The sequence below is a fragment of the Tardiphaga sp. genome (genome assembly GCF_028290495.1).
Classification (GTDB): domain Bacteria; phylum Pseudomonadota; class Alphaproteobacteria; order Rhizobiales; family Xanthobacteraceae; genus Tardiphaga.
On the sequence record NZ_JAQGJT010000076.1, the window covers coordinates 1 to 13,864 of the forward strand.

General features: G+C 63.9%; 13 protein-coding genes. 11 read left to right on the top strand and 2 right to left on the bottom strand.

The features are described from left to right. From JWQ24_RS13770 to JWQ24_RS13780, 3 genes are all read left to right on the top strand, one after another. The coding region (locus JWQ24_RS13770; protein ID WP_299808768.1) for a 4Fe-4S dicluster domain-containing protein at positions 1 to 621 on the top strand (621 nt) is incomplete at its 5' end. Between the two features lie 277 nt (positions 622 to 898). Next, complete coding sequence (locus tag JWQ24_RS13775; RefSeq protein WP_299808770.1) at positions 899 to 2,683, top strand: tetratricopeptide repeat protein; 1,785 nt, start codon at positions 899 to 901, stop codon at positions 2,681 to 2,683. 23 nt (positions 2,684 to 2,706) lie between these two features. Further along, positions 2,707 to 3,591 (top strand): 4-(cytidine 5'-diphospho)-2-C-methyl-D-erythritol kinase, encoded by an 885-nt coding sequence (locus JWQ24_RS13780; RefSeq protein ID WP_299808772.1) that lies wholly within the window; start codon positions 2,707 to 2,709, stop codon positions 3,589 to 3,591. A gap of 115 nt (positions 3,592 to 3,706) precedes the next feature. Here the strand turns inward: JWQ24_RS13780 and JWQ24_RS13785 are convergent, their stop codons facing one another. Next, positions 3,707 to 4,717, bottom strand: coding sequence for a polyprenyl synthetase family protein (locus JWQ24_RS13785; protein ID WP_299808774.1), 1,011 nt, complete (start codon positions 4,715 to 4,717; stop codon positions 3,707 to 3,709). 227 nt (positions 4,718 to 4,944) lie between these two features. On the opposite strand from JWQ24_RS13785, the gene JWQ24_RS13790 reads away from it, so the two are divergent. The 6 genes from JWQ24_RS13790 (at position 4,945) to glyS (ending at position 10,772) form a co-directional block, all read left to right on the top strand. After that, a complete protein-coding gene (locus JWQ24_RS13790) occupies positions 4,945 to 5,172 on the top strand; it encodes a DUF2007 domain-containing protein (protein WP_299808777.1) in 228 nt (75 codons plus the stop codon). Then, positions 5,165 to 5,935, top strand: coding sequence for a methyltransferase (locus JWQ24_RS13795; protein WP_299808780.1), 771 nt, complete (start codon positions 5,165 to 5,167; stop codon positions 5,933 to 5,935). The genes JWQ24_RS13790 and JWQ24_RS13795 overlap by 8 nt, the downstream gene beginning before the upstream one ends. Before the next feature lie 234 nt (positions 5,936 to 6,169). After that, entirely contained in the window at positions 6,170 to 7,036 is an 867-nt protein-coding gene (locus JWQ24_RS13800) for a S49 family peptidase (RefSeq protein WP_299808797.1), read from the top strand. 95 nt (positions 7,037 to 7,131) lie between these two features. Further along, positions 7,132 to 7,323 (top strand): hypothetical protein, encoded by a 192-nt coding sequence (locus JWQ24_RS13805; protein WP_299808799.1) that lies wholly within the window; start codon positions 7,132 to 7,134, stop codon positions 7,321 to 7,323. A 396-nt stretch (positions 7,324 to 7,719) separates the two neighbouring features. Beyond that, positions 7,720 to 8,682, top strand: a complete 963-nt coding sequence (locus JWQ24_RS13810) for a glycine--tRNA ligase subunit alpha (protein ID WP_299808783.1) — start codon at positions 7,720 to 7,722, stop codon at positions 8,680 to 8,682. Then, positions 8,682 to 10,772, top strand: a complete 2,091-nt coding sequence (glyS, locus tag JWQ24_RS13815) for a glycine--tRNA ligase subunit beta (RefSeq protein WP_299808786.1) — start codon at positions 8,682 to 8,684, stop codon at positions 10,770 to 10,772. Before JWQ24_RS13810 ends, glyS begins: the two co-directional genes overlap by 1 nt. An 81-nt stretch (positions 10,773 to 10,853) precedes the next feature. Here glyS and JWQ24_RS13820 read toward each other — a convergent pair whose 3' ends face one another. Beyond that, on the bottom strand, positions 10,854 to 11,225 hold the full coding sequence (locus JWQ24_RS13820; protein WP_299808789.1) for a DUF1236 domain-containing protein: 372 nt from the start codon (positions 11,223 to 11,225) through the stop codon (positions 10,854 to 10,856). A 236-nt stretch (positions 11,226 to 11,461) separates the two neighbouring features. On the opposite strand from JWQ24_RS13820, the gene JWQ24_RS13825 reads away from it, so the two are divergent. Both JWQ24_RS13825 and ppdK read left to right on the top strand, forming a co-directional pair. Continuing rightward, complete coding sequence (locus JWQ24_RS13825; protein ID WP_299808792.1) at positions 11,462 to 11,620, top strand: DUF3096 domain-containing protein; 159 nt, start codon at positions 11,462 to 11,464, stop codon at positions 11,618 to 11,620. 95 nt (positions 11,621 to 11,715) lie between these two features. Further along, positions 11,716 to 13,864: pyruvate, phosphate dikinase (ppdK, locus tag JWQ24_RS13830; protein WP_299808795.1), on the top strand; the 2,149-nt coding region annotated here is incomplete at its 3' end.

The following is a 13,864-nucleotide window of genomic DNA, read 5'->3' on the forward strand; positions in this document are numbered from 1 at the left end:
TCAGGCATGCAGGCGGCCGAACATGTCACGGCTGCACTGGCGGCGGGCCGCGCCAACGACGAGCTGGTGGAGTACGAAAACGGCTGGCGCGCATCGTCGATCGGCAAGGATCTGTTCCCGGTGCGCAACGCCAAGCCGCTGTGGTCGAAGTTCGGCACGCTGCTCGGCAACGCGCTGGGCGGCTTCGACATGTGGTGCAACACGTTCGGCTTCTCGCTGTTCGGCACCCAGTCGCATGCCAAGCCCGACCGCAAGGGGCTGAAGCCGGCCAAGGACTACCAGCCGATTGCCTACCCGAAGCCGGACGGGAAGCTGACCTTTGATCGCCTGTCCTCGGTATTCCTGTCGAATACCAACCATGAGGAAGATCAGCCGATCCACCTCAAGGTCGCTGACATGGAATTGCAGAAGACCTCGGAGCACGACGTCTTCGCAGGTCCGTCGAACCGCTACTGCCCGGCCGGCGTCTATGAGTGGGTCGAGGAAAGCACCGGACCGCGCTTCCAGATCAACGCGCAGAACTGCGTCCACTGCAAAACCTGCGACGTGAAGGATCCCAACGGCAACATCACCTGGGTTCCGCCGGAAGGCGGCGGCGGCCCGAACTACGAGGCGATGTAACCGCCGCCAAGCACGATGGCGTGAGCGTCCGGCGCGCCGGGCGTCACGATGCCGCCACAGAACCAGCGTTTTCAGGGATGATCGTGATCTCCGCGGCATTTCGCCGGGGGATCAGCGGTGTCGCCGGTGATCCTCGGCGGGCGGCCCGATCCTTGCGATTGGGCGTCAAACGCGGCATTGTCGGCGGCTTGTGCTGCCGTCCCGCCGCGCAGCCGATACTGCTCGTCATAGCCTGCACGTCCATCCTGCCCGTCATTTCTGGAGCTCGGCGTACCCCATGTTTTCCAACCGATTCAATCGCCTGATGCTCGCCACCGCCGCTTTCGCCGTGATCGCGTCGCCGCTGCCTTCGTTGGCGCAGACGCCCGACCACACCGGCGACAGCTCGGCGCAGTTTCCTTCCAAGATCGACCTTAAGTCGCTGACCACCGCCGGCAGCTATCTCGCCGCCCGTCACGCCAGCGTCGAGCGTGACGCCACGTCGGCCGCGGCGTTTTACCGCTCGGCTCTGCGTACCGACCCCAAGAACAATGAACTGCTCGACCGCGCCTTCATCTCCTCGCTTGCCGATGGCGACATCGAGGAAGCCGTGAAGCTCGCCGACCGCATTCTGCTGATCGACAAGTCGAACCGAGTCGCGCGTCTGGTCGTCGGTGTCCGTGACCTCAAGCTGAAGAAATACACGGCGGCGCAAAGCAATATCAACCAGTCGGTGCGCGGCCCGATCACCGATCTCGTCGCCACGCTGCTGGCCGGCTGGGCCAGCTTCGGCGCCGGCGACAGCAAGACCGCGATTGCCAATATCGACAAGCTGGTCGGGCCGGAATGGTATCCGATCTTCAAAGACCTGCATGCCGGCTTGCTGCTCGATCTCGCGGGCAAGCAGAAGGACGCCGGCACCCGCCTTGAGCGCGCCTACAAGCTCGACGATTCCGCGCTGCGTGTCGCCGATGCCTATGCGCGCTGGCAGTCGCGCCACAAAGACGACGCCGCGGCGCAGGCCGTTTACCAGAACTTCAACGCCAAGCTGGCGCGCCATCCGCTGGTGCTGGAAGGCATCCGCGACACCAAGGCCGGCAAGAAGCTGGCGCCGCTGGTCGATAGCCCGCAGGCCGGCGCCGCCGAAGCGCTGTACGGCATCGGTGCGTCGCTCACCCGCCGCGGCGGCGAGGACCTGGCGCTGGTCTATCTGCAGCTCTCGCTTTACCTGAAGCCCGACCATTCGCTGGCGCTGCTGTCGCTCGCTGATCTGTACGAGTCCGTGAAGAAGCCGGCGATGGCGATCAAGGTCTATGAGCGCGTGCCGGCCAATTCGCCCCTGAAGCGCAATGCGCAGATCCAGCAGGCGACCGATCTCGATGCCGTCGACCGCTCTGAGGAGGCGATCAAGATCCTCAAGGGCGTCACCGCCGAGGATCCAAAGGATCTCGAAGCCATCATGGCGCTTGGCAATATCGAGCGCGGCAAGAAGAAGTTCGCCGATTGCGCGCAGACCTACACCCAGGGCATCGATGTGCAGGCCGCGCAGGGCGACAAGCCGAACTGGGTTTCGTACTACTTCCGCGGCATCTGCCAGGAACGCTCCAAGCAGTGGGCCAAGGCCGAAAGCGACATGCGCAAGGCGCTTGAGCTGCAGCCTGAGCAGCCGCACGTACTGAACTATCTCGGCTATTCCTGGATCGACCAGGGCATCAACCTCGACGACGCCATGAAGATGATCAAGCGCGCCGTCGATCAGCGCCCCGATGACGGCTACATCGTCGATTCGCTGGGCTGGGCCTATTTCCGGATCGGCAATTACGAGGAAGCGGTGAAGACGCTGGAGCGCGCCATCGACCTCAAGCCGGAAGACCCGACCATCAACGACCATCTTGGCGACGCCTATTGGCGCGTCGGCCGCACGCTGGAGGCCAAATTCCAGTGGCAGCACGCCAAGGATCTGAAGCCGGAAGCCGAAGAGCTGCCGAAGATCGAAGCCAAGATGGAAAACGGCCTGCCGGACGACGCCAAGCCGGCCGCGGCTTCCGCCGACCGTAAAAAAGAAGACGGCAAGGGCGGCTGATCACAGGCTTGAGGGAATAGAATATGCCGGCGCTGGGGGACGACGCGCGCGCCAAGGTCAACCTCACCCTTCGGGTGATGGGCCGGCGCGTGGATGGCTATCATGATCTGGAAAGCGTCGTGGCGTTCGCGGATTGCGCGGACCACCTGACGTTTGCGCCGGGCGCCGATCTGGCGCTGGCGACCACCGGTCCGCGCGCGCAAGAATGCGGCGACAGCGCCGACAATCTCGTCATCAAGGCGGCGCACCTGCTCGGCGAGCGCGTCGAGGGGCTGCAATTCGGCGCCTTTGCGCTCGACAAGCATCTGCCGGTGGCCGCCGGCATCGGCGGCGGTTCGGCCGATGCCGCGGCGGCCTTGCGGCTGCTGGCGCGCGCCAACAACATCGAACTCGACGATCCCCGCGTGATCGAAGTCGCACTTCTCACCGGCGCCGATGTGCCGGTCTGCCTGCAATCTGCGGCGTGCGTGATGTCGGGCGTCGGCGACAATCTGATGCCGCTGTCCCTGCCGCGACTGCCTTGCGTGATGGTCAATCCGCGCGTGCCGGTCGCCACGAAGGACGTGTTCAGGGAACTCGGCCTGAAGAACGGCGAACTCCGCGTTGGCGTCACCGACGTGCTGAAGGCACCGAAGTGGCCAAGCGAGGGCGCCCCGGCCGCGACCTGGATCAAGGTGCTCAGCGCCGGAACCAACGACCTCGAAGCCCCCGCGCTGAAGATTGAACCGGTGATCGGTGAAGTGCTGTCCGCCTTGCGCGGCGCCGAGGGCATGCAGCTCGCCCGGATGTCCGGCTCGGGTGCGACCTGCTTTGCGATCTTCGCGGACGACGCCGACGCCCAACGCGCAGCGGCAGCGATCCAGCTCGCGCATCCGCTGTGGTGGGTGCATGCCGGGGCGTTGAGCTAGGAACGCTGGTCAGCGTAATGGCGTAGCCCGGATGAGCGAAGTGATATCCGGGACTTTATCTTGTCGTTGAAACGCTGCCCAGGATGGCGCTTCGCTCATCCGGGCTACGTGATCGTCAGTGCGACCTTGCCAGACAGAACGCCACGACCTGTTCGAGCGCGGTTTTCATCGGTGACGGCGGGAACAGTGCGAGCGCATCGACGGCCATCGCGCCATAATGCTGGGCGCGGTGGATGGTGTCTTCGAGGGCGCGGTGCTTGGTCATCAGGCCAATGGCGTGATCGAGATCGCCATCATCGATCTCGCCGCGCTCCAGGGCCTTGACCCAGAACGCACGCTCGGCGTCGTTGCCGCGGCGGAACGCGAGCACCACCGGCAGCGTGATTTTGCCTTCGCGGAAGTCATCGCCGACGTTCTTGCCGAGCTTGGCGGCCTTGCCGCCGTAATCCAGCACGTCGTCAACGAGCTGGAATGCGATGCCGAGATTCATGCCGACCGAGCGGCACGCGGTCTGCTCGGCCTTCGGGCGGTTGGCGATCACTGGACCGACTTCGCAGGCGGCGGCGAACAGTTCTGCCGTCTTGCCGCGGATCACGGCGAGATATTCGTCTTCGGTGGTGGCGGTGTTCTTGGCGGCGGCGAGCTGCATCACCTCGCCCTCGGCGATGGTGGCGGCGGCCGAAGACAAAATGTCCAGCGCGCGTAGCGAGCCGACCTCGACCATCATGCGGAAGGCCTGGCCGAGCAGGAAGTCGCCGACCAGCACGCTGGCCTCGTTACCCCACAGCATCCGCGCCGACAGTTTGCCGCGGCGCAACTCGCTCTGGTCGACCACGTCGTCGTGCAGCAAGGTCGCTGTGTGCATGAACTCGACGGCGGCGGCGAGCTTGATGTGGCCTTCGCCGCTGTAGCCGGTGAGATTGGCCATCGCCAGCGTCAGCATCGGCCGCAGCCGTTTTCCGCCTGACGAGATCAGGTGGTTGGCGACCTCGGGGATCATGGTGACTTCCGAGCCCGTGCGCGACAGGATGGTCGCGTTGACGCGCTCCATATCGGCCGCGACAAGGCCCACCAGTTGATCTATCGATGCAGTCGAGGGGCTCTCGAAGGGTACAATCACCGCCACGCGTAAGTCTCCGAAATGCGAGAGCCTTGCCGGGCGGCCAATACTGGCCGCCGAAAGACGCTTATGTCCAAATAGGGCGAATTCAGGTTGAAACGAGGGCGCTGTCACTGAATCGGCCCTGAAATCAGGTCGGACGCACAATAGAAACTGCCGGCCGGTGCGGCAAGGGCATCCGGCCCGGGCAATAGGCAACAACGCATCATGATGGATGCAAGGGAGCGGTAAATTTGCGTGAGTTACTGCGAACCAACGATGTGGTGCTGGTGTCCGCGGTGGGCGCGCTGCTCGACGGCGCCAATATCCATCATCTTGTGCTCGATCAGAACATGAGCATCCTCGAAGGCTCGGTCGGCGTCATCCCGCGTCGTATTCTGGTGCACGAGGATGATGCGAAGGAAGCGCGGCAGGTGTTGAAGGATGCCGGGCTCGCCCATGAGTTGCGTGAAAATGGCTGAGAGTCTTTCAATTGCGGGCATGGATGCCACCGATGACGCGTTCCTTGGTGGTCAATTGCGGCTGCGTCAGCCGGCGAGCGGCCACCGTGCCGGTCACGATGCGATCCTGCTGGCGGCGGCGACATCCGCGCAGCCGGGCGATCGCGTGGTGGATTTCGGCGCGGGCGTCGGCACAGCCGGCCTCGCGCTGGCATGGTGCGTCAAGGGTGTCGCTCTGACGCTGCTCGAAATCGATCCACAACTGGCGCAGCTCGCGCGCGGCAATGCCGCCGCCAATCATATCGACGCGAACGTGATCTCGATGGACATCGCGTCCCCGGCCGACGTCTTTGCGGCCGCCGGCCTGCCGCCGGATAGCGTCGATGTCGTGCTGATGAATCCGCCGTTCAACGACGCCATCCGCCATCGCGCCTCGCCGGACAAGGCCCGCGAGGTCGCGCATGTCGCCACCTCGGCCACGCTGGACAATTGGACTCATGCCGCACGACGGCTGCTGCGTTCCGGCGGCGCGCTGACGCTGATCTGGCGCGGCGATGGGCTGGGCGAAGTTTTGGCGGCGCTGGAGAAGGGGTTCGGCAGCCTCAAGGTACTGCCGGTGCACGGCGATCCCGCAAAGCCGGCGATCCGGATCATCGTGCGGGCCGTAAAAGGTGGTAGGGCGCCTGCGGCGATTTATCCCGGCATCAATCTGCGGGATGAAACGGGGGCACCCGATCCCTACATACAGCAAGTCCTGTCAGGACAAGCTGTGTTGTCCTTCTAGTAGATGTTACTGCGGCAGGGTTTCGGAACGCTTCTGCGGCGTCGACGTGAAGTGAATCGCCGTGAGAAGCGTGCCGATGATCAGCATGAGCAGATAGATTTTCATGGCTTTATCTCGCTGCGGCGCTTCGGCCCTGGAATATCGGAAACGCCGGAAGCGCATTGGAGTTCAATGCCATCTGCGTGATAAAATACGGTTAAGATCGAGGTAATCTCTATGAGCGAATCCAACCTGATGACGACGCTGAAGGGGCTGCTGCCGGCCCGGCTCCGCAAGAGCGAGGCGGTGGTGCCGGTGGTGCGGCTGTCCGGCGTGATCGGGGCGGCGACACCGCTGCGGCCGGGCCTGTCGCTGGCCGGCGTGGCCAAGCTGCTCGACAAGGCGTTTGCGACCAAGAACGCCAAGGCGGTCGCATTGGTGATTAATTCACCGGGCGGATCGCCGGTGCAGTCGCGGCAGATCTATCTGCGCATTCGCCATCTGGCCGAAGAGAAGAAGCTTCCTGTGCTGGTGTTCGTCGAGGATGTCGCGGCTTCCGGCGGCTACATGATCGCGTGCGCCGGCGACGAGATCTTCGTCGATCCGTCCTCGATCGTGGGGTCGATCGGCGTGGTCGGCGGTACCTTCGGGTTCCAGGAACTGATCCGCAAGATCGGCGTTGAGCGCCGGCTCTATACGGCAGGCGAGCGCAAGGCGACGCTGGATCCGTTCCTGCCGGAAAACCCCGACGACGTCGCCCGCATCAAGACTCTGCAGCGCGAGATCCATGCGATCTTCATCGCGCTGGTGAAAGGCAGCCGCGGCACCAGGTTGAAGGGCGCCGAAGACGTGCTGTTCTCCGGGGAATACTGGGCGGGCCAGAGCGGAATTGCACTCGGCTTGGCCGACGCGGTCGGCGATCTGCGTACCGTGCTGCGCGCCCGCTTCGGCGACAAGGTGCAGATGCCGGTGATCGCGCAGCCGACCGGGATGCTGTCGAGCCTGCTCGGCCGCAAGTCCGGCGCGGGTGCGCAGCTGTCGCTCGACGGCTTGTCGGGCCTGCCGGAGCAGTTGATCTCGGCGCTGGAAACGCGCGCGATCTGGGCCAAATTCGGCTTCTGAGCTGGCGTGGTCCCGCAAATGTCAATTGCGGGACGCCTTGGCCGGCGCGATACTGCAATCGAGGGGTGTGGGACATGACCGACAAGGATCGCGCGATGCCGCCGCTGGTTGCCATAGCCGGAGCTCTGGGAAGCGCCGCCGTCGTCCGCTGGGCCTACCGGACCGCGAAGCGGATCAATCACGAACTCGAAGAAGCGCGTCTCGCCCGTGTCACGGAGCGCGCCGAACCGTACGAGGTCCAGACCCTGCGCCGCGACCCGGCGACCGGCGCCTACCGGCCAGGCTGAAGTCCCCCAAAACGCAAAAAAGACCCCCCAAAATGTTTGCGCCGGTTCCAGGATGGGGCACCATCCTTGAAACCGGCGAGCAAACGTTTGGCAGTCAATCCAGAAGGACTTGGAGGTCCGTGGTCTCGGCGCCGTCTCCGTCGCTTGACCTTCGCCATAACAAGCGCCGGCGGAGATTTTCGTTCCGTCGGACCACCGATGGTAAAAGACAAATCCTAACGATCAAATGGCCCGCTGGCCGCCTCGCGCGGCGTGGTTAGTGCGGGGTTAACGCCCGGAAGCGCCCGCATTGCCTTGATTCCCGGCCCCCCCGCCGATACGGTCCCGCGCGCCGGATCTGCGTGAATCCGCCCCCGTGAATCCGCCCCTTTGAATCCAGAGATCGTGACCCCTGACGTGACCGACTCCTTGCCCCCGCATATGCGCCCGGAACGATCGTTCCAGGGCTTCATCCTCGCTTTGCAGCGCTTCTGGGCTGATCAGGGCTGCGTGATCCTGCAGCCCTACGACATGGAGATGGGCGCGGGCACCTTCCACCCGGCGACCACCCTGCGGGCGCTGGGGCCGAAGCCGTGGAAGGCCGCCTATGTGCAGCCGTCGCGCCGGCCGAAGGATGGCCGCTACGGCGAGAACCCGAACCGGCTGCAGCATTATTACCAGTTCCAGGTGATCATCAAACCGTCGCCGCCGGACCTGCAGGACCTTTATCTGCGCTCGCTGAAGGCGATCGGCATCGACACCGCTTTGCATGACGTGCGCTTCGTCGAGGACGACTGGGAGAGCCCGACGTTGGGCGCTTGGGGTCTCGGCTGGGAATGCTGGTGCGACGGCATGGAAGTCAGCCAGTTCACTTATTTCCAGCAGGTCGCGGGCGTCGAATGCGCACCGGTGGCCGGCGAACTGACCTACGGCCTCGAGCGCCTGGCGATGTATGTGCAAGGCGTCGACAATGTCTACGATCTCAATTTCAACGGCCGCGAGGGCGACGAGAAAGTCACCTATGGCGACGTCTTCCTGCAGGCCGAGCAGGAATATTCCCGACACAATTTCGAGCACTCCGACGCCGACATGTTGTTCGAGCAGTTCAAGATGGCCGAGGGCGCCTGCAAGAAATACCTCGAAGCCGGCTGGAAGAATGACAAGCGCGAGGCGCATTTGATGGCGCTGCCGGCCTATGACCAGTGCATCAAGGCCAGCCACGTCTTCAACCTGCTGGATGCCCGCGGCGTGATCTCCGTCACCGAACGCCAGAGCTACATCGGCCGCGTCCGCGACCTCGCCAAGGCCTGCGGCGAGGCCTGGATGCATACCGAAGCGGGTGGCGTTGCATCACCCTCCTTGCGTGGGGAGGCGAACTGATGCCCGATCTTCTGCTCGAACTGTTTTCCGAAGAAATCCCCGCCCGCATGCAGGCCAAGGCGGCGGAAGACCTGCGCCGGATGGTCACCGACCGGCTGGTCGCCGAGGGCCTCGTCTATGAAGGCGCGAAGGCGTTCGCGACGCCTCGCCGGCTGACGCTGACGGTGCACGGCATTCCGGCGCGCCAGTCCGACCTCAAGCAGGAGCGCAAGGGGCCGCGCGTCGGCGGCGCCGAGGCCGCGATCGCCGGCTTCCTGAAGGCTACAGGTCTCAACTCTCTGGACGAGGCCAAGATCCAGCGCGACCCGAAGGGCGATTTCTACATCGCGCTGACCGAGAAGCCGGGCAAGCCGACGCTCGACGTGCTGGCGGAAATCCTGCCGCTGATCATCCGCACCTTCCCGTGGCCGAAATCGATGCGCTGGGGGGCTGCCTCCGCGAAATCCACCGCGCTGACCTGGGTGCGCCCGCTGCATTCCATCGTCGCCACTTTCGGCATCGATACCGAAGAACCGGAAGTGGTGCCGTTCGAACTCAATGGCATCACGGCCGGCCAGACCACGCGGGGCCACCGTTTCCTCGCACCCGCCGAAATTTCGGTGCGGCGTTTCGATGACTACGAGGCGAAGCTGCAGGCGGCCAAGGTCGTGCTCGACCCCGCCCGCCGCAAGGACATCATCCTCGCCGACGCCAAGGAACTGGCCTTCGCGCAGGGCTTTGAGCTGGTCGAAGACGCCGTGCTGCTCGACGAGGTCTCCGGTCTGGTCGAATGGCCGGTGGTGCTGATGGGCACGTTCGACGAGGCCTTCCTCACGATCCCCGGCGAAGTGATCCGCGCCACCATCCGCAACAACCAGAAGTGTTTTGTCGTCAGCGATCCCAAGACCGGGAAGCTCACCAACCGCTTCGTCCTCACCGCGAATATCGAGGCGTCCGATGGCGGGACTGCGATCATCGCGGGCAATGAGCGCGTGATCCGCGCACGATTGTCGGATGCGAAGTTCTTCTATGAGACCGATCTGAAGACGAAGCTCGAAGACCGGCTGCCGAAATTCGAGCAGATCGTGTTTCACGAAAAGCTTGGCACTCAGGCAGCGCGCATCGCGCGCATCGTCAGCCTTGCGGGCGAGATAGCGCCTTTGGTCGGTGCTGACGGTGCGAAGACCGCCCGTGCGGCCAAGCTGGCAAAGACGGATTTGTTGACCGAAGTGGTCGGTGAATTTCCCGAGTTGCAAGGCCTGATGGGCAAGTACTATGCGCTGGCGCAAGGCGAAGACGCCGCCGTCGCCGAGGCGTCCGAGGATCACTACAAGCCGCAGGGCCCGACCGATCGCGTGCCGACCGATCCGGTTTCGATCGCCGTCGCGCTTGCCGACAAGCTCGATACGCTGGTGGGGTTCTGGGCGATCGACGAGAAGCCGACCGGCTCGAAAGATCCGTTCGCGCTGCGTCGAGCGGCGCTGGGCGTGATCCGGCTGATCATTGAAAACGCTTTGCGGCTGAACTTGAAAACTGTCGCGGCGTCGCACGCAAAGACGATGGTGGGCTATGATGATAGCAAGCCTGCCGATCTCCTGGCCTTCTTCGCCGACCGCCTGAAAGGCCAGTTGCGCGAGCAGGGCGCGCGGCACGATCTCGTTGATGCGGTATTCTCGCTGGGCGGTCAGGACGACCTTCTGATGGTGGTTCGCCGCGTCGAGGCGCTCGGCAAATTCCTCGAGACGGACGACGGCAAGACTCTTCGCGCGGGCGTCAAGCGCGCGTCGAACATTCTCGGCATCGAAGAGAAGAAGGACAAACGCGCCTATGACGGCGTGCCGGATGCCGCTCTGTTCAAGCTCGATGAAGAGAAAGCCCTGGCCAAGGCGATTGCCGAAGTCGGGCCGGAAGCGTCAGCTTCGGTGGCGAAGGAAGATTTCGCTGCTGCCATGACTGCGATGGCCATATTGCGGCCGGCGGTCGATGCGTTCTTCGACAAGGTGAAGGTCAACGACGACGATGCCGCCGTGCGCGAGAATCGTCTGAAGCTGCTCAACGAAATCCGTGCCGCCACGCGCGCTGTCGCGGATTTCTCGAAGATTCAGGACTAACCATTCCGCGTCCCGACAGTCTGAAGCAACACGTGGTGCTGCTTCAGAGGGTCGGGACACGGGAGGACGTCAACAGGTCGCCTAGTCGATCACCTGCACGATGCGTCGGGTCCGCGGCTCGACCAGCACCGTCTCACCGTTCACCACCGTGTAGCGATACGGCGTGGACGCGACGCTTTGTGGAACATCGTAATAGGTGATGCCGGCGTCGGGCAGGGTGGTGCCAACGACGACGCGATCCGGCACAGTGTAGGTAGGCACGCGCTCGCGCACGACATATTCGCGAAACGCCGGGCGTTCGTTGAGCGTGATGCCGTCGGGGTCGTCATCACTGACGATGATGGCATGGCCGCCGCGGGCAATGCCGATCGTGGTCTCGCTTTGCGCGTGGGCCGCCAGCGGCGACGTCAGGGCGCCTGCCAGTGCGGCGATCGCGATCATGTGGGTACGCATAAAAATCTCCCTCGAGATGATCCCGGCGGTGTTGCCGGGCTGCTCGCCCTCCAGCCATCTCCCAATCCCGCGCGCTTGTGATCGTTCCGAAATTTGTCGGTGTCCGTATGCCGGATTTTAAGGCAGTGCACGCCACATAAGGGAACTCCTTGTTCCGGCAGGCGTCTGTATCGGGGAACCCGTGCGCGGGCTAAAATCCGCAGCGATTCGACCCACCCCCATCTCAGGAGACTCCCATGGTCCTCACGGCCGCCCATATCCAGCCGATTGTCGCGCTTGTTGCCGGCATACTGATTCTCGTGATGCCGCGTTTGCTGAACTTGATCGTCGCGATCTATCTGATTTTCGTCGGTCTGGCCGGCCTCGGCGTATTGAGAATGCTGCACATTTCGTAGCTCGCCACCGCGGCTCGGCTTGCGCCAACCCGTCGAAACGTGGTGTAAGGCGGCAGCTTTTCCCCACGTTTCCTCTCGCGGATTGATTGTAAGTCATGGCTAAAACCGCATCGAAGACCAAGAAAGCCGCCGCCAAATCCAAGACGGTTGCGAAGAAGGTTTCAAAGTCGGCGACGAAGGCCGCACCGGTGACGTCCCGCAAGGCGCTGAAGCAGCCGGGGAAGGCCGTGGCCAAGAAGGCCAGCAAGCCCGCGAAGAAGCCCGTAGCGAAGGCAAAGCAGGCCGCGAAGGTCGCGCCGAAGGTTTTGGCGAAGAAGCTGGCGCCGAAGAAGACTGCGGTTGTCGCCAAGGCTGTAGCTAACAAAAAGGCTGTAGCTAACAAAAAGCCTGTGGCCGGCAAGAAGGCCCCGGCCAGCACGAAGCCCGTCGTCAGCAAGAGCAAGGCGGTCGCGCGCAAGCCGGCGCCGAAGCCGGTAGCCGACAAGATCCAGGCCGGCAAGTGGGTGTATTCGTTCGGTGGCGGCAAGGCCGAAGGCAAGGCCGGTCTGCGCGACCTGCTCGGCGGCAAGGGCGCCAACCTCGCCGAGATGGCCAATCTCGGCCTGCCGGTGCCCCCCGGCTTCACCATCCCCACCTCGGTTTGCGTGTATTATTACGCCAACGAGAAGACCTATCCGAAGGACCTGCAGGCGCAGGTCGAGAAGGCGTTGGCCGCCGTCGGCAAGATCACCGGCAAGGGCTTTGGCGATCCGAAGAACCCGCTGCTGGTCTCTGTGCGCTCCGGCGCCCGCGCCTCGATGCCCGGCATGATGGACACCGTACTCAATCTCGGCCTCAACGACATCACCGTGGAAGCGCTGGCTGAACTGTCCGGCGACAAGCGCTTTGCCTACGACAGCTACCGTCGTTTCATCACGATGTATTCCGATGTCGTGATGGGCTTCGAGCACCATCATTTCGAGGACATCCTCGACACCTACAAGGACAGCAAGGGCTACACGCTCGACACCGATCTCAACGGTGACGACTGGGTGACGCTGGTTGCCAAGTATAAGGAAGCCGTCGCGCGCGAGACCGGCACGGAATTTCCGCAGGATCCGCATGCCCAGTTGTGGGGCGCGGTCGGCGCTGTGTTTTCGTCCTGGATGAACGCGCGTGCGATCACCTATCGCCGCCTGCATGACATTCCTGAATCCTGGGGCACCGCGGTGTCGGTCCAGGCGATGGTGTTCGGCAACATGGGCGACACGTCCGCCACCGGCGTTGCCTTCACCCGCAATCCCTCGACCGGCGAGAGCAAGCTGTACGGCGAATTCCTGATCAACGCGCAGGGCGAGGACGTCGTCGCCGGCATCCGCACGCCGCAGGACATCACCGAATACGCGCGCATCGAGTCCGGTTCCGACAAGGCCTCGATGGAAGCCGCGATGCCGGACGCGTTCCATGAGCTGACCCGGATCTACACGCAGCTCGAGAAGCACTACCGCGACATGCAGGACCTTGAGTTCACGGTCGAGCAGGGCCGGCTGTGGATGCTGCAGACCCGCAACGGCAAGCGCACTGCCAAGGCCTCGATCCGCATCGCGGTCGAACTTGCCAATGAAGGCGTGATCTCGCAGCAGGACGCGGTGTCGCGCATCGATCCGGCGTCGCTGGACCAGCTGCTGCACCCGACCATCGATCCTTCCGCCCGTCGCGACATCATCGCCACCGGCCTGCCGGCCTCGCCCGGTGCGGCTTCCGGCGAGATCGTGTTCTCCTCGGATGAAGCCGCCAAGCTGCAGGCCGATGGCCGCAACGTCATTCTGGTGCGTATCGAGACTTCGCCGGAAGATATTCACGGCATGCACGCCGCCGAAGGCATTCTCACCACCCGCGGCGGCATGACCTCGCATGCGGCGGTGGTCGCGCGCGGCATGGGCAAGCCCTGCGTCTCCGGCTGCGGCACCATTCGCGTCGATTACGGCCGCGGCACCATGACCATCGGCAATCGCAGCTTCAAGGCCGGCGACGTCATCACCATCGATGGCTCGATCGGCCAGGTGCTGGCCGGTCGCATGCCGATGATCGAGCCGAAACTGTCGGGCGAATTCGGCACGCTGATGGGCTGGGCCGATGCCGTCCGCAAGCTCGGCGTTCGCGTCAATGCCGATACGCCGGAAGATGCGCGCACCGCGATCAAGTTCGGCGGCGAGGGCATCGGCCTGTGCCGCACCGAGCACATGTTCTTCGAGGAAACCCGCA

What these genes read in the sequence shown, in the direction of transcription:
- JWQ24_RS13775 (WP_299808770.1), top strand. Translation starts at nt 899, where the DNA reads ATGTTTTCCAACCGATTCAATCGCCTGATGCTCGCCACCGCCGCTTTC.
- JWQ24_RS13780 (WP_299808772.1), top strand. Translation starts at nt 2,707, where the DNA reads ATGCCGGCGCTGGGGGACGACGCGCGCGCCAAGGTCAACCTCACCCTT.
- JWQ24_RS13795 (WP_299808780.1), top strand. Translation starts at nt 5,165, where the DNA reads ATGGCTGAGAGTCTTTCAATTGCGGGCATGGATGCCACCGATGACGCG.
- JWQ24_RS13800 (WP_299808797.1), top strand. Translation starts at nt 6,170, where the DNA reads ATGACGACGCTGAAGGGGCTGCTGCCGGCCCGGCTCCGCAAGAGCGAG.
- JWQ24_RS13805 (WP_299808799.1), top strand. Translation starts at nt 7,132, where the DNA reads ATGCCGCCGCTGGTTGCCATAGCCGGAGCTCTGGGAAGCGCCGCCGTC.
- glyS (WP_299808786.1), top strand. Translation starts at nt 8,682, where the DNA reads ATGCCCGATCTTCTGCTCGAACTGTTTTCCGAAGAAATCCCCGCCCGC.
- JWQ24_RS13820 (WP_299808789.1), bottom strand. Translation starts at nt 11,225, where the DNA reads ATGCGTACCCACATGATCGCGATCGCCGCACTGGCAGGCGCCCTGACG.
- JWQ24_RS13825 (WP_299808792.1), top strand. Translation starts at nt 11,462, where the DNA reads ATGGTCCTCACGGCCGCCCATATCCAGCCGATTGTCGCGCTTGTTGCC.